Source organism: Bradyrhizobium erythrophlei (assembly GCF_900129505.1).
In the GTDB taxonomy this organism is placed as follows: domain Bacteria; phylum Pseudomonadota; class Alphaproteobacteria; order Rhizobiales; family Xanthobacteraceae; genus Bradyrhizobium; species Bradyrhizobium erythrophlei_D.
The window spans coordinates 4,630,155-4,652,379 of the sequence record NZ_LT670818.1 but is presented as its reverse complement, the minus strand read 5'-3'; the positions used below and the strand labels follow the sequence as shown (position 1 = coordinate 4,652,379).

Here is a 22,225-nt window from a genome sequence, read left to right as displayed (position 1 = left end):
CACGCATGCGGATGTAGCACGGGTAACAGGCTTTGAGAATGAAGATGCTCTTTCCACTGTCATTGCGAGCAAAGCGAAGCAATCCACAGCCACGGGCGTGGCTGCTATGGATTGCTTCGTCGCTACGCTCCTCGCAATGACGAGGGCGCGATTCGACTTAGCTCGCCCTCGCCGCCCGCTCCAGCAGCAGCGTGTGGATGCCGCAGGTGCCGTTTCGCACGCTCATCACCCGCGTGCCGGGTTTGCGGCCGGCGCGCACTTCCGAGACATCGAGGCCCGACGCCACGAGCCTCGCGCGCGTGGCCCCGATGTCGGCGACGCGCCAGCTCAGGCCCCATAATTTGTCGTGGGTCTGGTCGGCGCCGGCGACCGGCCGGCGCACGATCTCGACGATGAGATCGCCGCAGCGGAAGAACATCAGCTGCCCCCAGTCCTGGTGCGAGCGGTCGAGCGCCATCTCGAGATCCAGCCGCGCGCCGTAGAGCGCCGCGGCGCGCTCCGGATCCTCGGTCGAAACTACGACGTGATCGAGCGCCAGGATCGGCGCCGCAGATGTTACGGCCGAGCGCGGGCGTTCCTCGGCGAGTTCAAGGAAGAACATCCGTATCCCGCGGGCGAGTTCGGTCTCAACGCGGGTGCGCTTCCAGTGCAGCGTTCTGCCAGAATCCAGATCGCGGCTCTCGACCGCGGCGACCGGTTCCGGCTTCATCGCCACCCGATCGAGCCGGCGAAAAGTCTTTTCGATATCGCCGACGCGGAAACAGATACTGGCGAGCCCCTCGCCCCAGATGTTGATGACGTTGCGGATGCGGTTGGCCGTCGGCGAATTGCCGGCGGGCGCCATCAGCTCAAGCGACACGTTGTCGAGCGTAAAGAGCACGGTCTCGGAGCCGTCGCCGTGACTGCGCCAGCACGGCGCGCGGCCGAGCAGCAATTCATAGGCCTTGGCGCCGGCCTTGATATCGTCGACCAGCACAACGATGTGGTCGAGGCCGTTGATCACGGGAACAGTCCCGTTGTATTCATCGCGGCGCGGTCGCGCGCGTCCAGGGGGACCGCAAGATGATCGCTGGTCACCGCGAACGGGTTGACCGCCACGTCGAATACCGGGCCGGAATAGACGGTCATAAGTTCTCCCCCATATTCCGCCTGCCAGGAACCGAGGCCCGCCGCAGGCCGTTGGGTCGGCGCGGCGCGCCGGCATGCCCCGGGGGTGGTCGTAGTCCCGCCACATGGCTATCTCAAGCCGTTAGCGGGCGGGCTTTGCGAATATTTTCGGCGAATGATCCGGCATACCAGTGCTAAGGTACGGCGCCGGCCGGGACCACCCCTCAGCCAGACGGAACACGAATGCAGGCCCTCTTCATTGGACAGACCTATATCGACGTTACCTTCATCACCGACCATATGCCGACCGGCGACGAGAAGCACGTCGCTTCCGCCTACGCGGTCTCGTTCGGCGGCAACGCCGTGACGGCAGCGTTCTGCTGCGCCAAGCTCGGCATCGTGCCGGACCTGATCGCCACCGTCGCCAATGACTGGCTGGGGCGGATGTTTCAGGACATGAGCGCGAAGTATGGAATCTCGATCCATCCGCGCAAGGTCAAGTCCTCCTCGCTGTCCTTCATCATGCCGAAGGACGGCAAGCGGGCGATCGTGCGCTGCCGTGACGACGAGCATATCCACCCCTTTCCGCTTTTGAATCTCGGCGGCTGCCGCGCGCTGCATGTCGACGGCCACCAGCCCGACGCCGCGATCCATTACGCCAAACTGTGCCGCGAGGCCGGCATCCTGACCTCGCTCGACGGCGGCGGCCTGCGCACCAACACCCATGAACTGCTTGAATTCATCGACGTCGCCATCGTCGCCGAGCGGCTCTGCGAGCAGATGGACCTGACGCCGGAAAAGATGCTGGACTATCTCAAGAGCCGGGGTTGCCGGGTCGGCGGCGTCACCATGGGCGAACGCGGCCTGCTCTGGTATGACGAGACTGGTTCGACCCACACGCTTCCCGCGCTGCCGATCCCGCGCGAGCGCGTGCTCGACACCAACGGCGCCGGCGACGTGTTTCATGGCGCCTATGTCTATTCCTACCTCGCCAGTCCCGGCAAAAGCTGGCACGACCATTTCGAGTTCGCGCGCGCGGCATCGACCTACAAGATCCAGCGGCTTGGCAACGAAGCCGGATTGCCGGCGCTTGCCGATATCGAATCCGTCAAACAGGAATTCGGCGCCCGGGTCTGACCGGCTGCCGCAGGGAATCAAGCATGGGCCGGGTATTTGTTGCCGGAAGCATCAACATGGATGTGGTGGCGACCGCCGACCGGCATCCCCGCATCGGCGAAACCGTCGCCGGCCACTCGGTGCTCTACTTTCCCGGCGGCAAGGGCGCCAACCAGGCGGTTTCCGCCGCCAAGCTCGGCGCGGCGACCACGCTGATCGGCCACCTCGGCAAGGACGCATTCGGGGATGAGCTGAAGGCGTTTCTTGCCGGCCAGGGGATTGATTTGAGCTTCGTGCAGCAGACGCCTCAGGCCCATACCGGGACGGCAATCATCACGATCGCCAATGCCGACAACACCATCGTCGTCATTCTCGGCGCGAACGCGCTGGTCAGTGCCGCCGACGTCGCCGCGCCCAGGCTTGCCAAAGGCGACATCGCGGTCAGCCAGTTCGAGATACCCCTGCCCGCGATTGCCGCCTTCTTCAAACGCGCCCGTGCCGCCGGCGCGACCACCATCCTCAATCCGGCGCCCGCCATCGAATTCAACCGTGAGCTGCTCGATCTCGTCGATATCCTGATCCTCAATGAAACCGAGCTCGGCTCGCTGGCGAAGACCCAACTTCATGATAGCGACGACCAAGACCGCTTCATCGAGGCCGCCAAATCGTTGCCTATGGCAAAAGACAAAATCATCTGCGTCACCATGGGCAAACGCGGCGTGCTCGCGCTTGTCGGCGGCGAGTCGAGCCTTATTCCCGGCCGCAGCGTCAAAGTCGTCGATACGACAGGCGCCGGCGATTGCTTCGTCGGCGCGGTCGCCGCACAACTCGCCGCCGGCAGGACCATTCACGATGCGCTTGCTTACGCCAATGCCGCGGCGTCGATTTGCGTGCAAAGGATGGGCGCGGCGCCGTCGATGCCGACGGCGGCCGAGGTCCTCTCCGCTAGTTGCCCCCGCGAACGCGAGGCCCCATGACCACAGTGGTTTGTTGAGGCAACTGCCAAATTGCCTCATCGAAACTGCACGGCGTATGGGTCCCGGCGTTCGCCGGGACGACGAGATAGCACTGAGCTACTTCACCGCGGCCTTGAGATCGAAGCCGAGATCCGCCGCCTGCTCTGGCGTGACCGACCGGTTCATGCCGAGAACCTTCCGTCCGAACACGTGGTCCGCGGCGCGGTTGACGGATTCGACGCCGACCAGCACGTCCTGCTTGTAGCAGAAGGCGGAGAACGAGCGCGCCGCGCGGTCGCCGCGCACCACGACGCGATCGTAGCCGGTGGTCAGCCCCGCGATCTGCAGCTTGTCGTCGCCCTGATCGCTCCAGAACCAGGGCTGGCCGTCATAGGGTTTTGCATTCCCGGTCAGCCGCGCCGCGACGCAGCGGGCGTGATCGGTGGCGTTCTGCACCGACTCCAGCCGCAACGAGCCGCCGAAGCGCGGGCTTGCGAACAGTGCGCAGTCGCCAATCGCGGAGATGTCGGGATCGGAAGTGAGCAGGTGTTCGTCGACGATAATCCCCGCCGCGACCGTCAGGCCGGCCTCCTTCGCCATCTCGACATTGGGCAGCACGCCGACACCGACCACGACCAGATCCGCCGGAATATGGCGGCCGTCGCTGAGGCTGACGCCGGTGACGTTGGTCCCGTCGCTCTCGATGCTGGTGGCCTGCACGCCCAGATGAATGCGGATGCCCGCCGCGGTGTGGCGCTCCTGGAAATAATCCGAGATTTCCGCCGTCACCGCGCGCGCCATGACGCGGCTGCCGAGTTCGAGCACATCGACCTCGAGGCCCTTGGCGCGGGCGGTAGCGGCAAATTCCAGCCCGATAAAGCCGGCGCCGATCACGACGACATGGCGCGCCCTGCCGATCCTGAGCCGCAGCGCCTCGCTCTCGTCGAGGATTCGCAAATAGCGCACATCGGCCAGCGTCGCGTTGGGAATATCGAGCAGGCGATTGCGCGCGCCGGTAGCCAGCACCAGATGGCCGTAATCGAGAAACAATCCGGATTCGAGCACCAGCCGCCGCGCGGCGCGGTCGATGAAGGCGGCGCGATCGCTGATCAGCTCGATGTTCTGGTCGCGATAGAACTTGTCCGGCCGGAACATCAGGCTGTCGGGGCGGCCTTCGCCTTTCAGATAGGCCTTGGACAAAGGCGGACGCTGGTACGGCAGATGCGCCTCGTCGTTGATCAGGCAGACGCGCTCGCCGAAACCATGCTGCCGCAGCGACGCCGCGAGCTGGAAGCCCGCATGTCCAGCGCCGGCGATGACAATCGTTCCCATCGTCATCGGAACAACCCAACTACAAGCGCACAGGAATTACCCATGTCATCTCCTCACTCCGCCGATTTTGGCTGGCTCGCCTCATCCGTAACGAACGGCGCTCGTGGCCGCGTCCGGAACGATGGGGCACTATTTGGCCTCATGGCTTGAGGAGGCGCAAGGGCGTCTCTGGCCAGGAGGATGGTCGGGGCGCATTTTGCAGACTTGGCCGGGATTGTCACCTCTTCCCTTCTGCTATTTAAATGCTGGCCGCCCCCTTCCGACTTCGAGGCTCTCCCATGCCGGCACCCGATCATACCCCCTCCCTTCCCGACGATCCCGCGCTGCTCAGGATCGACGGCCCAATCGCCACCATCACGCTCAACCGGCCGGCCGCCTTCAACTCGATCGACCTTTCGATCGCGAAAAAGCTGGAGCAGCTCGCCGCCGCCGTCGAGGCGTCGCACGATATAAGGGTGCTGGTGATCGAAGGCGAAGGCCGCGCCTTCAGCGCGGGCGGCGATCTGCAGACCATTGGAGCAGCCGCCGAGGCCGACACCATCGCGCCCGTGGTCGGGGAACTGCTCAAGCACTATCACGCGTTCATCGAGACCGTGCGGCGGATGCCCAAGATCGTGCTGTCGAGTGTTCACGGCTCCGCGGCCGGCGCGGGCATGGGGCTCGCCTTCGTCACCGACCTCTGCATCGCCGCCGACACCGCCCGCTTCACGCCGGCCTACGCCAAGATCGGCGTGTCGCCGGACGGCGGCAGCACCGTCGGCATGGTCGGCACCGTCGGAGTTCGACGCGCATTGCAGATCTTTCTCGCCGAGGACAGCTTCTCCGCGCAGCAGGCCTATGATTGGGGCCTGGTCGCCAAGGTGGTTCCGGCGGTCGAACTGAAGGCCGCGACCAGGCAATTCGCCGAACGGCTGGCGCAGAATCCGCCGGCCGCGATTGCCGGCACCAAATCGCTGGTCTACCAGGCCGCGGTCACCCCGACCAAGCAGCAGCTCGACGCCGAAGAAGCCAAGATCATCGACGCCATGCACACCGAGGATTTTCGCGTGGCGGTGAAGAAGTTCACGAGCAAAGGGAAGTAACGGTACAGCCGCGCACATCGCTGTCATCATCCGCCATCCGGTCCGGCCTTTGGCCGGCCGGGCGACAGGCTCCGGCGGATGATCCAGTAGGCCGCGCCCCTTCGATTCAACTCACCGTCCCGGAGTACTGGATGCCCCGCAGGAGCCTGTCATCGGGCTCGCCGAAGGCGAGACCCGGTGGCGGGGCATGACGACCGAGAGTGTGTGAGAAGCCTCATTCCGGACAGATATATCCCGTCCCTGCCGGCGACTTGAAGCAGCCGACCGATTCCGGAATCACGTGCTTCGGCAGCCACAGCACGACCTTCGGGAAATAGATGGTGAAGCAGATCGTCACCAAGAACACCACATAGATCGGCAGCGCCGCGCGCAACGCCTTGCCGAAACTGACCCCGACGAATTTCGACGCCATCAATAGCACGAGCCCATAGGGCGGCGTGATCAGGCCGAACGCCAGCGTCGCGATGAGCACCACGCCCATATGCACGCCGTTGATGTCGCCGGCCTGGGTGAGCGCGTTCACCAGCGGCATGAAGATGATGATGGTGGGCACCGGCTCGATGAAATCGCCGACTACGGTGAACAGCAGCACCAGCAAAAGCATCATGTAATGGGGATCGTTACCGGCGATCGAGACGATCCAGTCGGCGATCACGATGGCGCCGCGCAAATAAGCCAGCATCCAGCCGAAGGCATTGGCGGCACCGATGGTGATCAGCGGCAGCGAGAAGATCAGCCCGGCGAGGCAGAAGTCGTAAGGAATCTTGCGCAAATGCCCGCGGTTGAGCGCGGGAATCACGACCGCGATGATATAGACCACCGCGACCACGCCGGCTTCGGTCGGCGTGAACCAGCCGGTCAGGATGCCGCCGAGCAGGATCACGGGGATCATCAGCGGCAGCGCGGCGTCGGCGGTGGCAAAGACGATCTGGCGCATCGGCGCCCGCGGCTTGCGCATGCCCGACGGCCCGAAGAAATAGCAATAGATCATCAGCCCGAAGCCGATCATCAGCCCCGGCACCACGCCGGCCATGAACAGGCCCGCGATCGAGACGTTGCCGACCGCGCCATAGACCACCGCGGTGATGCTCGGCGGCACCAGCGCTGCGATGGTGGAGGCGGAGGCGATGATCGCAGCGATGAAGGCCGGCGAATAGCCCTCCCGCTTCATCGGGCCGCCGAGGGCGCGACTCATCACGGCGACGTCGGCCGTGGTCGAGCCCGACATTTCCGAGAAGAACATGCTGAAGACGACGACGACCTGCGACAGGCCGCCCCTGATATGCCCGACCAGCGACAGCGACAGATTGGCTATCCGCACCACGACATTGGCCGAACTCATGAGCTCGCCGACCAGCAGGAAAAACGGGATCGCCAGCAGCGCCTCGGAATCCACGCCGTCAAAGATCTTCTGGATGATCGCCGCCAGCGACACGTCCGTCAGCAGCGCGCCGACGAAGACGCCGGCCATCAGCGAAAACGGCACGGGCACGCCGAGGTAGCCGAAGAACAGGAAACAGAACGACATCAAAGCGAGGATGACCGGCGCGCTCACAGGCCGACCCTCGTCTGTACGCCGGCGCCGGCAGGCGGCAAGTCCTCTTCCAGCGGCTCAGGATGGTCGAAGCCGTTGCGGATGCCGTTGACCAGCTGCTCGACGGTGAACAGCGCGATCAGCACGCCGGCCAGGGGAATCGCGGCATAGAGCGAGGCGATCGGCGTGCCCGATGGCAGCCGGAAACTGCCAAAACCGCGGAGAAAATTGACGTAGCCGAACCCAATCAGGCAAAACGCGACGCCGAGAACGACGAGGCGGATCAGAATCTCGACGACCAGGCGCGGTGTGCCGTGCAGCGCCTCCGAGACCGCGGTCAGATACAGATGATCGTTGCGGCGGGTGGCAACCGCGGCGCCGATGAAGATCGCATAGATGAACAACGTGGAGGTGACTTCCTGCAGCCACAGCCAGGGATGGCCGATGGTGCGGGTGACGATGTCGCACGTCACCGACAGCGAAAAGCCGAAACACAGGACGCCGCACAGCATCATCAGGATCAATTCGAGCCTGTCGAACGACCGCCATTTCAGATGATGCTGCCGCTGCAGCACCAGTTTGTCGGCGATGGACATCAGCGTTCCCTAAGCCGGTTGGGCAGTCACGAGGAGCGGCCTCTTGGCCGCGTCTCGAAGGACGAGAACGTATCGTCCTCATGGTTCGAGACGCGCGCCAGAGGCGCGCTCCTCACCATGAGGCCTTCTTTAATTGATCGCGCGGATCAGGGTCTTGATCTTGTCGGCGTGCGGGCCGAGCTCTTTGGCGAGCTTGTCGAGATAGGGATCGGCAATCTGCTGGAAGCCCGGCTTGTCGACGTCTCTTACGATCTTGACGCCCATTTTCTCGAGTTTGACCGCCGCCGCGCGCTCGAGCTCGAAGGCGCGCTTGGGTTCCTGCACGCTGACATCCCTCGCCGCGGTCATCACCCACTGCTTCTGCTCGGCGTTCAGGCTCTGCCAGAGCTTGTCGCTGATCCACATGATGGCGTTGTTCGCCTCATGCTCGGTCATCGACAGCACGGGGGCGACTTCGTAATGCTTGTTGATCAGGTAGACGTTGACCGCGTTCTCGGCGAAATCCACCACGCCGGTCTGCAGCGAGGTGTAGACGCTGCCGAACGGCATGTGCACGGTCTGCGCGCCATAGGCGGCGAACATGGTGTCTTCGGTCGCGGTCGCCTGCACGCGGACCTTGTAGCCCTTGATGTCCCCGACCTTGTGCACTTCCTTCTTGCCGTACATGTGCCGAAAACCCTGGGTGCCGAGCGCGATGGCATGGATGCCCTGCACGGTGTCGTCGATCATGTCGCGGATCGCCTCGAACACCTTCGGGTCGCTCAGCGCCTTGATGTTGTGGTCCTCGTTGCGGAACAGGAAATGCAGCGACATCACACCGGCCTGCGGCGAGATCGTCGAGGTGTTGGCGGAAGAGACGATCGCAAAATCGATATCGCCCGACCTGACCAGTTGCAGGATCTGCGGCTCCTGCCCGAGCTGCGCGCCGGGATACTGATCGATCAGCATGGTGCCCTTGCTCAATTCCTTGAGCCTGGCGGAAAAGATATCGTAGGCGATGCTGTAGCCGGAATTGAGCTGCTGATCGTGGGCGAAGCGATAATGCTTTACCTCCTGCGCGCCTGCGCTCACGGCGAACAGGACAGCCGCCGACGCCACGGCCCATCCGACCATTCTCTGCAGACACTTCATCGCCTGGCTCCCCCCGTTGTTTTGATTTTGGCAATCTTCCCATCAAGCTCGCGGGATTGTCAATAAAACATCGGGAATGGAGAGATAATCGACGATGCCAAGCCGTCACGGTCCAAAATTATCGATAATTGACGCTTGTTCGTAAGCCGCAGCGATCTACTTGATCGCGCGGATCAGGTCCTTGATTTTCTCGGCATGGGGCCCAAGCTCCTTGGCGAGCTTGTCGAGATAGGGATCGGCGACGGCGACGAAGCCCGATTTGTCGACATCGATGACGACCTTGACGCCGATCGACCTGAGTTTTTCCTGCGACTGATGCTCGAGCTCGATCGCTTTCGCCGGCTGGTTCCTGTTGACCTCGTCGGCGGCAGCCTGCACCCAGCCCTGCTGCTCCGGCGTCAGGCTGTTCCAGAGCTTGTCGCTGACCCACACCAGGCTGTTATTGGCCTCGTGCTCGGTCATCGAAAGCACCGGCGCGACCTCGTAATGCTTGTTGGCGAGATAGACGTTGACGCCGTTTTCGGCGACGTCGACCACGCCGGTCTGCAGCGAGGTGTAGACGCTGCCGAACGGCATGTGCACGATCTGCGCGCCGTAGGCGGGGAACATAGTGTCCTCGGTCGGCGTCGCCTGCACCCGCACCTTGAGTCCCCTGACGTCGGCGATGTTCTTGATCTCGCGCTTGGAATACATGCTGCGCAGGCCGAGCGTGGAAAGCGCGATGACATGGGCGCCCTGCACGGTGTCCGCGATCATCGCCTTGACCGCCTTGGATACCTCAGGGTCGGCGATCGCCTTGATGAGGTGATCCTCGGAGCTGAACAGGAAGTGCATCGACATCACGCCGGCCTGCGGCGACAGCGTCGCGGCATTCGCCGAGGACGAAATGCAGAATTCCACGTCACCCGATTTGACGAGCTGCAGCACCTGCGGCTCCTGCCCGAGTTGCGCGCCGGGATACTGGTCGATCAGCATGGTGCCCTTGCTGAGGGTCTTTAACTTGTCGGCAAAGATGTCGCCGAGGATTCCATAGCCCGTCGTCTTCGGCTGGTCATAGGCGAAGCGATAATGTTTTGCCTCTTGCGCATGCGCGCCGGCGCTCATGAGCATGGTGGATGCGGCCACGACCGCACCGAGAATCCTTCCCAGGTTCTGCATCGTCTCCCCCTCGATTTCGGATGTTTTCTTTCATCATCCCATCGGGGTTGTCGGGATGTCAATTCAACATCGGGAGGTGAAGAGACGACATCGGGAGGCGAAGAGACGACGCAGCTGCGAGATGGAAAGACGATGATCGCTTATGAGCGATGACGGGTCGTACCGTTCACACGGTCGTCATCATCCGCGAAAGCGGATGATCCAGTACACCGCGGCCGATCGGCTCTTTCCTCATCGTCTCGGAGTACTGGATGCCTTCGCAGGCATGACAGCTACATCCGGGCTACGAGGCCGCCCTCTACTTCCCCTTGGCCCGCATGAAATCGAAATCGCAGCCCTCGTCGGCCTGCAGGATCGTCTCGTTGAACAGATGCGCGTAGCCGCGCCGCGCCCATTCCGGCGTCGCCGGCAGCGCCAGCGCCTTGCGGCGCTTGTCCAGCTCGGCGGCATCGACCAGGAGATCGATGCTCCGTTTGGCGACGTCGAGCCGGATCATGTCGCCGTTCTTGACCAGCGCCAGCGGACCGCCGACGGCGGATTCCGGGGTGATATGCAGCACGATGGTACCGAACGCGGTACCGCTCATCCGCGCGTCGGATATCCGCACCATGTCCTTGACCCCGCCGCGCGCCAGTTTCTTCGGGATCGGCAGATAGCCCGCCTCCGGCATGCCCGGCGCGCCCTTGGGGCCGGCATTGCGCAGCACCAAAACGTCGTCGGCGTTGACGTCGAGCAAGGGATCGTCGACCCGCAGCGTCATGTCTTCGACGGATTCGAACACCACGGCGCGGCCGGTATGCTGCAGCAGTTTTGGGCTTGCCGCCGAATGTTTTATGACCGCGCCGCGCGGCGCGAGATTGCCGTGCAGCACCGCCATCGCGCCTTCCGGCTTGATCGGCTGATCGCGCGGGCGGATCGCGTCCTGTCCCGGCACCTCCTCGGCGCCGGCAACGACGTCGCGCAAGCTGGCGCCGGTGATAGTCCTGGCGTCGAGGTCGATCAGATCGCCGAGCTGCGCCATCAGCTTCGGCACGCCGCCGGCGTGATGGAAATGCTCCATGTAATGTTCGCCCGACGGTTTCAGGTCGATCAGCACCGGCACCTCGCGGCCGAGTCTGTCGAACGCTTCGAGATCAATGCGATACTGGGTGCGGTTGGCGATCGCGGTCAGATGAATGAGGCCGTTGGTCGATCCGCCGATCGCCTGCAGCACCACCTGCGCGTTCTTGAACGACGCCGCCGTCAGCAGCTCGCTCGGTTTTGGGCCTTTTGCCATCGCCATCGCGGCGGCGACCCTGCCGCTAGCCTCCGCCGAACGGAAGCGCTCGGCATGCGGCGCCGGAATCGTCGCGCTCATCGGCAGCGAGAGACCCAGCGCTTCGGTGATGCAGGCCATGGTGGAGGCGGTGCCCATCACCATGCAGGTGCCGACCGACGGTGCCAGCCTGCCGTTGACGGCCTCGATCTCGACATCGTCGATCTCGCCGGCGCGATATTTCCCCCATAGCCGGCGGCAATCGGTGCAGGCCCCCAGCACCTCGCCCTTGTGATGGCCGACCACCATCGGCCCCACCGGGATCACCACGGTCGGCAGATCGGCCGAGACCGCGGCCATGATCTGCGCCGGCAGGGTCTTGTCGCAGCCGCCGATGACGACGACGGCGTCCATCGGCTGGGCGCGGATCATCTCCTCGGTATCCATCGCCATCAGGTTGCGCAGATACATCGAGGTCGGATAGGCAAAGCTTTCGGCGATCGAGATGGTCGGGAACACCATCGGCATCGCGCCCGACAGCATCACGCCGCGCTTCACCGCCTCGATAATCTGCGGGACGTTGCCGTGGCAGGGATTGTAGTCGCTGTAGGTGTTGGTGATGCCGACAATGGGGCGGTTCAGCGCGTCGTCGGAATACCCCATCGCCTTGATGAAGGCCTTGCGCAGGAACAGCGAAAATCCGGCGTCGCCATAGCTCGTCAGTCCCTTGCGAAGTCCGTCAGCCATCGTCTTTATTTCCTTATGCGTCCGCGTCTCACTAAAGGAGCCCGCTGAATTATTGTCAATATTTGATAATCGCGACCCTCGACTGCGCAAAAATGCAAACCAAAAGCCATTATTATTGACAATAGAGCCCGCCTCGTGCTGACTTTGGCTGACATCCGAAGCGAACGCCCATGAAAGCCCAGGCCGCATCACCGGAAATTTCCCCGCTCAGCCGCGAGGAGGAACAGGCGGAAGTGATCCGCCGGTTGGAGGAAGACATCATCTTCGGCCGGTTCGCGCCGGGTTCCCGGCTGGTCGAGGACACTCTGATGAGCCGCTACGGCGCCAGCCGGCATTTCGTGCGCCAGGCGCTGTTCCAGCTCGAGCGTCAGGGCATCGTGCTGCGCGAGAAGAACATCGGCGCCACCGTGCGGTTCTATTCCGGCGAAGAGGTGCGGCAGATCTACGAGGTACGGGAAATGCTGACGCGGCAGGCGGCGCTGATGATCGCGCTGCCGGCGCCGGCCGCGCTGATCGACCAGCTCACGGAACTGCAGCGGCAATATTGCGCGAAGGCCGACGCGCAGGATCTGCGCGGCATTCACGAGGCCAACGACGCGTTCCACGTCGCGCTGTTCTCGGCCAGCGGCAATCCCTATCTGGTGCGCTCGCTGCAGGACTACATGAACCTGACCTTGCCGATGCGCGCCAAGAACCTCGCCGATACCGAGGGGCTCGCACTATCGCGCCGCCAGCACGAGTTCATGATCGAACTGCTCAAGGGGCGCGACAGCTGGGCGCTGGCGCAGCTCTGCGTCGATCACATGCAGTTCAGCAAGTCGGATTATCTGGGACGGATCGGGGCGGATCAGGGCACGAAATAAGCCGCGTCATTCCGGGATGGTCGGAAGGACCAGACCCGGAATCTCGAGGTAACGAAAAAACAGTGCAAACGTCATCGAGATTCCGGGTTCGTGCTTCGCACGCCCCGGAATGACAGCGATTGTCATTTCCAGTCGATGATCTTGCTCAAGTCGCCGTCGAACTCCATGCCGCAGAATGTGCCGCCTTGATAAAAATCGCCGACCGGATCGGGCCCGAGCTTCGCCTGCTCGGCAAAGGCGTGCTCGCGGAAATCCTCAGCCCTACCGGTGGGGCGATAGCCGAGGTCGTGGGCGCGGTGGTTGTCCCACCACGAGCGCTCGTTGTAGGAGGCACCGTAGAAGATCTCGAAATGGATATCGGGATGATCGAGCCCGATCCGGCACAGCTGCACCAGATCCTCCGGCTTGAGCCAGATCGAAAGCCTGCGGTGATCCAGCGGCTTGTCGCCGAAATTGCCAATTCGAAGGCATGTCACCACAAGCCCATGCTTGTCGGCATAGAGCGCGCCGACGGCTTCGCCGAACACCTTGCTGACGCCGTAACGGCTGTCGGGGCGCGCGGTGACGTCGGTTCCGATCCGGTGATGCCTGGGATAAAATCCCACCGCATGGTTCGACGACGCGAACACGACGCGCCTGACGCCCTTCTTGCGGGCGGCCTCGAACAGATTGTAGCAGCCGATGATGTTGGACTGCAGGATGTTGTCCCAGGGGCCTTCGACCGAATAGCCGCCGAAATGCAGGATGCCGTCGACGCCTTCGCAGATCGCCTCGACCTGCGCGAGATCCGACAGCTCGGCCGCCTTGAATTTTTCGTCGTTTCCGAGATCGGCGGGCGCCTTCACGTCGCTCAACAAAAGGTCCGGATAGATCGGCGGCAAAAGCTTGCGCAGGCTCGTTCCGATTCCCCCCGATGCGCCGGTCATCAATATGCGTGGCATTTCGTCCCTCGTTTTGATCGCGTTGAAGAGAGTATGGCGCGCTGACGGCGGTGCGGCAAGCGCAAGCCTCCCAACACAAATACCATTGTCATGCCCGCCACCGGGTCTCGCCTTCGGCGAGCCCGATGACAGGCTCCACCGGGCATGTAGTACGCCGCGGCCTCTCGGCTCCATCGCAGGCGCTGGTGGAATACTGGTTCACCCGCTTTCGCGGGTGATGACGACCGTAAAGTAGACCTGCTTGCCGCCGCAATAAGGCGGTGATAGCAAACCAAGACTGGTGAGGAATTCAGACAACAACGAGAACAGCAAATGTCGGAAGTAAAATCCCCGCGCGGCGGCTGGCAGCCGGCGACCTATTACCCGGATCCGGCGATCCACGCGCTCGATCCGCGCTTCGAAAAATACTGGCTGAAACTGTCGGCGGTGGAACGGCTGACCACGGGGTTGCGCTGGGCCGAGGGACCGGTGTGGTTCGGCGACGGCCGCTATCTCCTGTGCAGCGACATCCCCAACCAGCGCATTCTCAAATGGGAAGAGGAAACGGGCGCGGTCAGCGTGTTCCGCAAGCCCTCGAATTTCGCCAACGGCAACACCCGCGACCGCCAGGGACGGCTGGTCACCAGCGAGCATGGCGGGCGGCGTGTCATCAGAACCGAATATGACGGTTCGATCACGGTGCTGATGGATTCCTTCGAGGGCAAGCGGCTAAACGCGCCGAACGATGTCATCGTGAAATCAGACGGCTCGATCTGGTTCACCGATCCCGTGTTCGGCCTGCTCGGCAATTACGAGGGCTATGTGGCGGAGTCCGAAATCGACATGAACGTCTACCGGATCGACGGCCAGACCGGAAAATCCAGCATCGTCGCCGAAGGCATTTTGGGTCCGAACGGGCTGTGCTTCTCGCCAGACGAAAAAATCCTCTACATTATCGAATCCCGCGGCGTGCCGACCCGCAAGATCCTCGCTTATGACGTCGCAGCCGGCGGCGACAAGATCATCAACAAGCGCGTGTTCGTCGACGCCGGTCCGGGCACGCCCGACGGCATGCGGGCCGATATCGACGGCAATCTATGGTGCGGCTGGGGCATGGGCGATCCCGAACTCGACGGCGTCGTGGTGTTCGCGCCCGACGGCGTGATGATCGGCCGCATCGCGCTGCCCGAGCGTTGCGCCAATCTCTGCTTCGGCGGCTTGAAGCGCAACCGGCTGTTCATGGCCGCGAGCCAGTCGATCTATGCGCTGTATGTGAACACGCAAGGCGCGTTGGGGGGATAGTTATGATGTCGTCCCGGCGAAACAATCACCGCTGTCGTCCCTGCGAAAGCAGGGACCCATAGTCACCGGCCTGTATTGTTGCGGAAGGTGACTGCCACATCGCGTTACGGATAAGCCGCGGCGTATGGGTCCCTGCTTTCGCAGGGACGACACCGAATTTGTTGACGCTTCCCGAAAAACAAAAACGCCGGGGCGGATTTTCATCCGTCCCGGCGCTGCACCATACGTAAAACTTACGCCGCGTTGTAACCCGCGACCGCCTTGACCTCGAGATATTCTTCCAGACCGTATTTGCCCCATTCGCGGCCGTTGCCGGACTGCTTGTAGCCGCCGAACGGCGCGGTGCGATCGTTGGGCACGCCCTGCAGGTTGACGTTGCCGGCGCGGATCCGGCGGCCGACCTTGCGGGCGGTTTCCACGGTGTCGGCGGAGACGTAACCGGCGAGACCGTAGGGGGTGTCGTTGGCGATCTTGACGGCGTCTTCCTCATCCTTGGCGCCGAGAATCGTCAATACCGGCCCGAAGATTTCCTCGCGCGCGATGGTCATGTCGTTGGTGACATCGGCGAAGATCGTCGGACGCACATAAAAGCCCTTGTTGACGCCTTCCGGCAGGCCGGGGCCGCCCGCGACTAGCGTGGCACCTTCCTCGATGCCCTTCTGGATCAGCTTCTGGATCTTGTCCCACTGGATGCGGGACACGACCGGGCCGATGGTTGTGCCCTCGGCGCGGGGATCGCCGGCCTTGGTCTTGTCGGCCACGCCCTTGGCGATCGCGGCAACTTCCTTCATTTTCGACAGCGGCACGATCATCCGCGACGGTGCGTTGCACGACTGTCCGGAATTGTTGAACATGTGCATCACGCCGCCGGTGACGGCCTTGGCGAGGTCGGCGCCTTCGAGAATGACGTTAGGCGACTTGCCGCCGAGTTCCTGGCTGACGCGCTTGACGGTGGGTGCCGCGCGCTTGGCGACATCGACGCCGGCGCGGGTCGAGCCGGTGAACGAGATCATGTCGATGTTCGGATGCTCGGCCATGGCGGCGCCGACCTCGGGGCCGAGGCCGTTGATCAGGTTGAACACGCCCTTCGGCACGCCGGCTTCATGGAGGATTTCCGCGAAAATCAGGGCCGACGACGGCGTGAATTCGGAAGGCTTCAGGATCATGGTGCAGCCGGCGGCGAGCGCGGGCGCAACCTTGCAGGCGATCTGGTTCAGCGGCCAGTTCCAGGGCGTGATCATGCCGATGACGCCGACGGGTTCGCGCAGCACCACCGCGGAGCCGCACGGCTCCTCGAAATGATAGTTCTTGAGCACTTCCAAAGTGGAAGCGAGGTGGCCGAGGCCGGCGCCGGCCTGCAGCTTCTCCGCCATCGGCAGCGGCGCGCCCATCTCGTCGGAGACGGCGGCGCCGATGTCCTTCATGCGGGTCTTGTAGACCTCGATGATCTTCGCAAGCAGCGCCACCCGCTCCTCGCGGCTGGTCTGCGAAAAAGTCTCGAAAGCGCGGCGCGCGGCGGCCACCGCCTTGTCGACGTCGGCCTTGGAGCCGAGCGCAATCTCATACATCGCCTCTTCGGTCGCGGGATTGACGACGGGCGTGGACTTCTTGACGACGGGATCGACCCAGGCGCCATCGATGTAGAATTGCATGCGGTTGACCATCGTAAACCTCTTATTTCGGGGGTAATGGATGTGGGAACGGGCGTTCGGCAAGCATCCTCGCACGAAACGCCTGATAATTGAACCCGCCATATACGGGATGCCGCATTGCGGCGAACGCTACATATAAAGTTGATATGGTGAGATGCGCAAGACGATCAATTCGTCGCCCCGGCGAAGGCCGGGGCCCATAACCACCGATGTCGGTTGTTAAAGGAAGTGTCCGCCACCGTTGAGAGACAACGGCCGCCGCGGGTATGGGCCCCGGCCTTCGCCGGGGCGACGAGTCGATAACTACACCGCCATTTTCCGGTGCCTTACCGGGGCGCCGGCGGTGAGGCTTTCGGCCGCATCGATGATGGCATTGGCGTCGATGCCGTGGTGGCGGTAGAGGTCGGAAATCGTGCCGGTCTGGCCGAAATGTTCGACCCCGAGCGCCTCGACGCGATGGCCGCGGACGCTGCCGAGCCAGCCGAGCGTTGCCGGATGGCCGTCGATCACGGTGACGATGCCGCAGTCGCGCGGCAGCGGCGCCAGCAGTTTTTCGATATGGCTGAGATGGGCCAGTCCCCGGCGATCTCGGCGCAGTTTGCGTGCCGCGGTCCAGTCGGAATGCAGCCGGTCGGCCGATGTGATCGCCAAGAGGCCGACGTCCCGCCTGCTTTCGCCGATGAATCCGACCGCCTCGATCGCTTCCGGCGCGACCGCGCCGGTATAGGCGATCACGGCTTCGGCGTTCGGTCCGGGTTTGCGCAACCAATAAGCGCCGTCGGTGATGCCCTTCTGCAGGTCAGGCGTCATCATCCGCTGCGGCTGTTCGATGCTGCGGGTCGACAGCCGCAAATAGACCGAACCGCCCTCGCCGCTTTCGCGCTGCATATGGGCAAATCCCCAGCCCATGATGATGGCGAGTTCGTCGACAAAGGCGGGCTCGAACGAGCTTAGCCCATCCTGCGCCATGCCGATCAGGGGCGTCGCGATCGACTGATGCGCCCCACCCTCCGGCGACAGCGTGATGCCCGACGGCGTCGCCGCCACCATGAAGCGCGCATCCTGGTAACAGGCGTAGTTCAGCGCATCCAGGCCGCGCTCGATGAAGGGATCGTACAGGGTCGCGATCGGCAGCAGCCGCGCGCCGTTGATCTGATGCGACAGCCCCAACGCCGACATCAGGATGAACAGGTTCATCTCGGCGATGCCGAGTTCGATGTGCTGTCCCTTGGGCGAAAAATCCCAGTTGAAGGTCGAAGGAATTTTTTCACTGCGGAACAGATCGGCCTTTTCGGCGCGCGCGAACAGCCCGCGGCGGTTGACCCAGGCGCCGAGATTGGTCGACACCGTCACGTCGGGCGAGGCGGTGACGATGCGCGAGGCCAGTTCGCTATCGCCGCGCGCCAGTTCGTTGAGCACCAGCCCAAAACCCTGTTGGGTCGCCATAACAGGCGCGGGCGCGAACGAAAGCCGCTCGGGCACCTCGATGACAGGCGCGCTCAGCCGGCGCCGATCGTCGCGGTTGAACGGCACTTCGCCGAGAAATGCCTCCAGTACCTCAGGCTGCTGCGACAGCCCCTCGAACTTTTCCCACTCGTGACCGGGGCGGATGTTCTGCGCGCTGCGCCACTTTTCCATCTGCGCAACCGTCATCAATCCGGCATGGTTGTCCTTGTGGCCCTGGAACGGCAGGCCAATGCCCTTGATGGTGTAGGCGATGAAGCAGACCGGGCGGTCGTGATCGATGGATTCAAACGCTTCGATCATGCTGGCCATGTCGTGGCCGCCGAGATTGGACATCAGCGCCAGCAGTTCGTCGTCGCTGCGCTTGTCGATCAGTTGCGACACCGCGCCCTGGTCGCCGATCTCGTCGCGCAGATGCTTGCGGAAGGCGGCCCCGCCCTGGAAACACAGCGCCGCGTACATCGCGTTCGGGCAGGCGTCGATCCAGCGTTTCAGCGCCTCGCCGCCGGGCTCGGCGAACGCCGCCTGCATCAGCCGGCCATATTTCACGATCACCACGTCCCAGCCGAAATTGCGGAACATGGATTCGAACTTCTCCCACAGCCCTTCGCGCACCACCGCGTCGAGGCTCTGGCGGTTGTAGTCGACCACCCACCAGGTGTTGCGCAGGCCGTGTTTCCAGCCCTCCAGCAGCGCCTCGAAGATATTGCCCTCGTCCATCTCGGCGTCGCCGACCAGCGCGATCATCCGCCCCTCGGGGCGGTTCTTCATCCAGCCATGCGCCTTGACGTAGTCCTGCACCAGCGAGGCGAACAAGGTCTGCGCCACGCCGAGACCTACCGAACCGGTGGAGAAATCGACATCGTCGGTGTCCTTGGTGCGTGACGGATAGGATTGCGCGCCCTTGTAGCCGCGGAAATTTTCCAGCTTGTCGCGGGTCTGCCGCCCGAACAGATACTGGATGGCGTGGAACACCGGGCTCGCATGCGGCTTCACCGCGACGCGGTCCTCGGGCCGCAGCACCGAGAAATACAGTGCCGACATGATGGTGGCGAGCGAGGCCGAAGAGGCCTGGTGCCCGCCGACCTTGAGGCCGTCGCTGTTGGGGCGGATGTGATTGGCGTGATGGATGGTCCAGGACGACAGCCACAGGACCTTGCGCGCCAGCGCGGACAGCATTTCAAGGCGTGCGGGCTCGATCGGCATGACGGCACTCCCCGGAGGGCACGGTGGACGATACCGGATGTTAACGCTTGGGGCTTCGGCAAAAATCTCAAATTATCGCGACATACCCGCGATTTTTGGGATAAATTACCAATGGTCTCCCCTGAAATCCGAGTTCATCCCAATGCACAGCCTGGACGCTATCGACCGCAAAATCCTCGGCATCCTGCAGACCGACAGCCGCACCACCATGCAGGAGCTCGCCGACAAGGTCGGGCTGTCGGTGTCGCCGTGCCACCGCCGCGTCAAGCTGATGGAAGAGCGCGGCGTCATCGCCCGCTATATCGCCACCGTCGACCAGAAATCGTTGGGGCTCCACGTGAGCGTGTTCATCTCGATCAAGCTGGCGCGGCAGAAGGAGGAAGACCTCAACCGCTTCGCCAAGGCGATCTCGAAATGGGACGAGGTATTGGAATGCTACCTGATGACCGGCAATCGTGACTATCTCCTGCGCGTCGTGGCGGCCGACCTCTCGTCGTATGAGGCGTTCCTGAAGAACAAGCTCACCCGCCTCGACGGCATCGCCTCGATCGAGTCGAGTTTTGCGCTCAGCCAGGTAAAGTACTCGATCGCGCTGCCGGTGTGAAGACTGGCGCGTAGCCGCGGTCGCTGCCTCGGACCCATCGTCATGGCGAGCCAACGGGTCGGCGCAAAGCGCCGCCCGATGACAGGCTCCGCGAAGCAATCCATTTCGCGGCAACGAAAAGCTTCCGCGATCAGTAAAGCGAACTGCCTTCAGGGATTGGGCGACAATTCCCCGTCCAGCGCCAACAGCTGCGAGCGCCTGATACGCTCGCGGTGCGCGGTGTAGAGGCCGCTGCCGACGATGAAGACGGCGCCGGTCACGGTCCAGATATCCGGCACCTCGCCGAAAATGACGAAACCGAGGATCGAGACCCACAACAATTGGGTGTAGGAAAACGGCGCCAGCACCGAAGCATCGGCATAGCGGAACGCGAGCACCACGATCCACTGCCCCGCGGTCGAGGCGACACCGATGACAATCCCGAACAGGATATCGTGCCAGCTCGGCGCGACCCAGACGAACGGCACCAGCACGCACAGCACGCCAACGCCCGCGATCGACGAATAGGTCATGGTGGTCAGCGCATGTTCCTTGCCGCTCATCATCCGCGTCATGACCAGCGTGCAGGCCCAGGCCAGCGCCGAGACGATCGGGAAGAACGCCGCGGGATGAAACGCGCCCGAGCCCGGCCGCAGGATGACCAGCACGCCGATCAGGCCGAGCGCGGTCGCGATCCAGCGGCGCGCGCCGACGCGCTCGCCGAGAAACACGATCGACAGCGCCGTGACGAACAGCGGCGAGACGAAACCGGTGGCGGAGGCTTCCGCGATGGGCAGAAACCGCAAGCCCGAAATGAAGAACAGCGACGAACCCAGCAGCGCGACGCCGCGCATCAATTGAAAACCCGGCCGCTGCGAGTGCAGTGCAAACAGCGGCGAGCCCGGCAGCATCGCCGGCGACATGATCAGCGCGAACACGACAAACCTGATCCACGCGATCTCGATCGAGGGCAGCGTCGCCGACAGATATTTCGCGGTGACGTCGGACGCGCCGAGAAACACCGTCGACGCCAGGATCAGCGCGATGCCGCGAAACGGCCGGTCGGCGCGCGCCGGCGCGGTACGCTTGGCCGATTTCTTCTCAGGCAGAGGCGATGCGGCACTGTCCAGCCTGGCGGCTGCGGCGGGTGGCGGGGTCACGGCGGAACTCGGGCGATGAAATCAGTCGAATCGGGCGAGCCGCTAAAAAACGATAATCGGCCCGGACAGACAAGGCCCGAAAACAGGCAGCCGATATGCGCGATCGGGCGCGACGGCACGCCGCACCGGCAACTCGCTGCCGATGCTGAAACAATTCGTCAGAGACCGTGTGCGCTACAGTATCGGCAGGCCGCGCGGCTTAGGTCCGCGCGGAAAGGCCTTGTCGAGGGCCGCGATGTCGTCGGCGCCGAGCACAAGCCTGCTGGCCGCCGCATTGTCGGCGGCGTGCTGCTCGCTTGAGGCTTTTGGAATCGCAAACAGCTCGGGCTCGCGCGTCAGGAAAGCCAGCGCGACCTGGCGCGGCGAGGCGCCATGCGCCTTGGCAACCGTCTGCAGCACCGCGCCGCCCTTGCTTTGCGGACCAGGAAAATCATCGTGGCCGAACGGCGAATAGGCCACCACCGCCGTGCCGTGCTGCTTGCACCATGGAATCACCGCGTGCTCGATCGCACGTTCCTTCAAATGATAGAGCACCTGATTGCAGGCGATCTTGCCTTCGCCTGCGACCACGAGCAGTTCGTCGAGATCCTCAACATCGAAATTGCTGACGCCCCAGGAGCGGATCTTTCCGGCACCAACCAGCTGCTCGAACGCGGCGACGGTTTCGGCTAGCGGATACGATCCGCGCCAATGCAGCAGATAGCAATCGAGCCGGTCGGTGTTCAGCCGCTTGAGCGAGCGCTCGCAGGCGGTGACGGTGCCGCGCCGCGAGGCGTTGCTCGGCAACACCTTCGAGACCAGGAAGGCATCATCGCGCTGCCCGGCGATGGCCTCCGCAATCACAAGTTCGGCGTCGCCGTACATCTCGGCGGTGTCGATATGGGTCATGCCGAGATCGATGCCCCGCCGCAATGCCGCGACCGCGCGCGTGCGATCGCCGCGATCAATGTACCAGGTGCCCTGCCCGATCACGGACACTTGCGGGCCACCGCTGCCGAATTGTTGCTGTTTCAAGATGACCTCTGATGTTTCCTCGTCATTGCGAGCCAACGGGTCGCGCG

At 63.4% G+C, this 22,225-nt stretch carries 19 protein-coding genes; 6 read left to right on the top strand and 13 right to left on the bottom strand.

Annotated features, from left to right (window positions below; genetic code table 11):
* Positions 1–157 precede the first annotated feature (157 nt).
* Positions 158–1,003, bottom strand: a complete 846-nt coding sequence (locus B5525_RS21535; RefSeq protein WP_079567797.1) for a VOC family protein — start codon at positions 1,001–1,003, stop codon at positions 158–160.
* Positions 1,000–1,128 carry a hypothetical protein gene (locus B5525_RS47225; protein WP_276328787.1) on the bottom strand — a complete coding sequence of 43 codons (129 nt, stop codon included), beginning with the start codon at positions 1,126–1,128 and terminating at the stop codon, positions 1,000–1,002. Before B5525_RS47225 ends, B5525_RS21535 begins: the two co-directional genes overlap by 4 nt.
* Before the next feature lie 222 nt (positions 1,129–1,350).
* On the opposite strand from B5525_RS47225, the gene B5525_RS21530 reads away from it, so the two are divergent.
* Both B5525_RS21530 and rbsK read left to right on the top strand, forming a co-directional pair.
* Positions 1,351–2,244, top strand: coding sequence for a sugar kinase (locus B5525_RS21530; RefSeq protein ID WP_079567796.1), 894 nt, complete (start codon positions 1,351–1,353; stop codon positions 2,242–2,244).
* Positions 2,245–2,267: 23 nt separating this feature from the next.
* Positions 2,268–3,200: a ribokinase gene (gene rbsK, locus B5525_RS21525; protein ID WP_079567795.1), complete on the top strand. Its 933-nt coding sequence runs from the start codon at positions 2,268–2,270 to the stop codon at positions 3,198–3,200.
* A 96-nt stretch (positions 3,201–3,296) separates the two neighbouring features.
* On the opposite strand, the gene B5525_RS21520 is transcribed toward rbsK, so the two are convergent.
* Positions 3,297–4,517 carry an NAD(P)/FAD-dependent oxidoreductase gene (locus tag B5525_RS21520; RefSeq protein ID WP_079567794.1) on the bottom strand — a complete coding sequence of 407 codons (1,221 nt, stop codon included), beginning with the start codon at positions 4,515–4,517 and terminating at the stop codon, positions 3,297–3,299.
* A gap of 272 nt (positions 4,518–4,789) precedes the next feature.
* On the opposite strand from B5525_RS21520, the gene B5525_RS21515 reads away from it, so the two are divergent.
* The gene (locus tag B5525_RS21515) at positions 4,790–5,593 is read left to right on the top strand and encodes an enoyl-CoA hydratase/isomerase family protein (protein ID WP_079567793.1); all 804 of its coding nucleotides are present in this window, start codon (positions 4,790–4,792) and stop codon (positions 5,591–5,593) included.
* 214 nt (positions 5,594–5,807) lie between these two features.
* Here B5525_RS21515 and B5525_RS21510 read toward each other — a convergent pair whose 3' ends face one another.
* From B5525_RS21510 to B5525_RS21490, 5 genes are all read right to left on the bottom strand, one after another.
* The gene (locus B5525_RS21510; RefSeq protein ID WP_079567792.1) at positions 5,808–7,148 is read right to left on the bottom strand and encodes a TRAP transporter large permease; all 1,341 of its coding nucleotides are present in this window, start codon (positions 7,146–7,148) and stop codon (positions 5,808–5,810) included.
* Positions 7,145–7,723: a TRAP transporter small permease gene (locus B5525_RS21505; RefSeq protein WP_079567791.1), complete on the bottom strand. Its 579-nt coding sequence runs from the start codon at positions 7,721–7,723 to the stop codon at positions 7,145–7,147. Before B5525_RS21505 ends, B5525_RS21510 begins: the two co-directional genes overlap by 4 nt.
* A gap of 129 nt (positions 7,724–7,852) precedes the next feature.
* Positions 7,853–8,854, bottom strand: coding sequence for a TRAP transporter substrate-binding protein (locus B5525_RS21500; protein ID WP_079567790.1), 1,002 nt, complete (start codon positions 8,852–8,854; stop codon positions 7,853–7,855).
* A 156-nt stretch (positions 8,855–9,010) separates the two neighbouring features.
* Positions 9,011–10,012, bottom strand: coding sequence for a TRAP transporter substrate-binding protein (locus tag B5525_RS21495; RefSeq protein ID WP_079567789.1), 1,002 nt, complete (start codon positions 10,010–10,012; stop codon positions 9,011–9,013).
* A 298-nt stretch (positions 10,013–10,310) separates the two neighbouring features.
* Positions 10,311–12,014 (bottom strand): IlvD/Edd family dehydratase, encoded by a 1,704-nt coding sequence (locus B5525_RS21490; RefSeq protein ID WP_079567788.1) that lies wholly within the window; start codon positions 12,012–12,014, stop codon positions 10,311–10,313.
* A 170-nt stretch (positions 12,015–12,184) separates the two neighbouring features.
* Between B5525_RS21490 and B5525_RS21485 the strand changes: the two genes are divergently transcribed.
* Positions 12,185–12,877, top strand: a complete 693-nt coding sequence (locus B5525_RS21485; RefSeq protein WP_079567787.1) for a GntR family transcriptional regulator — start codon at positions 12,185–12,187, stop codon at positions 12,875–12,877.
* A gap of 122 nt (positions 12,878–12,999) precedes the next feature.
* On the opposite strand, the gene B5525_RS21480 is transcribed toward B5525_RS21485, so the two are convergent.
* Positions 13,000–13,818: an NAD-dependent epimerase/dehydratase family protein gene (locus B5525_RS21480; protein ID WP_079567786.1), complete on the bottom strand. Its 819-nt coding sequence runs from the start codon at positions 13,816–13,818 to the stop codon at positions 13,000–13,002.
* 312 nt (positions 13,819–14,130) lie between these two features.
* On the opposite strand from B5525_RS21480, the gene B5525_RS21475 reads away from it, so the two are divergent.
* A complete protein-coding gene (locus B5525_RS21475; RefSeq protein ID WP_079567785.1) occupies positions 14,131–15,099 on the top strand; it encodes an SMP-30/gluconolactonase/LRE family protein in 969 nt (322 codons plus the stop codon).
* Positions 15,100–15,332: 233 nt separating this feature from the next.
* Here the strand turns inward: B5525_RS21475 and B5525_RS21470 are convergent, their stop codons facing one another.
* Together B5525_RS21470 and B5525_RS21465 are read right to left on the bottom strand one after the other, a co-directional pair.
* Positions 15,333–16,763, bottom strand: a complete 1,431-nt coding sequence (locus B5525_RS21470; protein WP_079567784.1) for an aldehyde dehydrogenase family protein — start codon at positions 16,761–16,763, stop codon at positions 15,333–15,335.
* Between the two features lie 291 nt (positions 16,764–17,054).
* Positions 17,055–19,421, bottom strand: coding sequence for a transketolase (locus B5525_RS21465; protein ID WP_079567783.1), 2,367 nt, complete (start codon positions 19,419–19,421; stop codon positions 17,055–17,057).
* Between the two features lie 142 nt (positions 19,422–19,563).
* On the opposite strand from B5525_RS21465, the gene B5525_RS21460 reads away from it, so the two are divergent.
* Positions 19,564–20,025 (top strand): Lrp/AsnC family transcriptional regulator, encoded by a 462-nt coding sequence (locus tag B5525_RS21460; protein WP_079567782.1) that lies wholly within the window; start codon positions 19,564–19,566, stop codon positions 20,023–20,025.
* Between the two features lie 149 nt (positions 20,026–20,174).
* Here the strand turns inward: B5525_RS21460 and B5525_RS21455 are convergent, their stop codons facing one another.
* The gene (locus tag B5525_RS21455; RefSeq protein ID WP_425305319.1) at positions 20,175–21,113 is read right to left on the bottom strand and encodes a DMT family transporter; all 939 of its coding nucleotides are present in this window, start codon (positions 21,111–21,113) and stop codon (positions 20,175–20,177) included.
* 225 nt (positions 21,114–21,338) lie between these two features.
* Positions 21,339–22,178, bottom strand: coding sequence for an aldo/keto reductase (locus B5525_RS21450; RefSeq protein WP_079573637.1), 840 nt, complete (start codon positions 22,176–22,178; stop codon positions 21,339–21,341).
* Positions 22,179–22,225 lie beyond the last annotated feature (47 nt).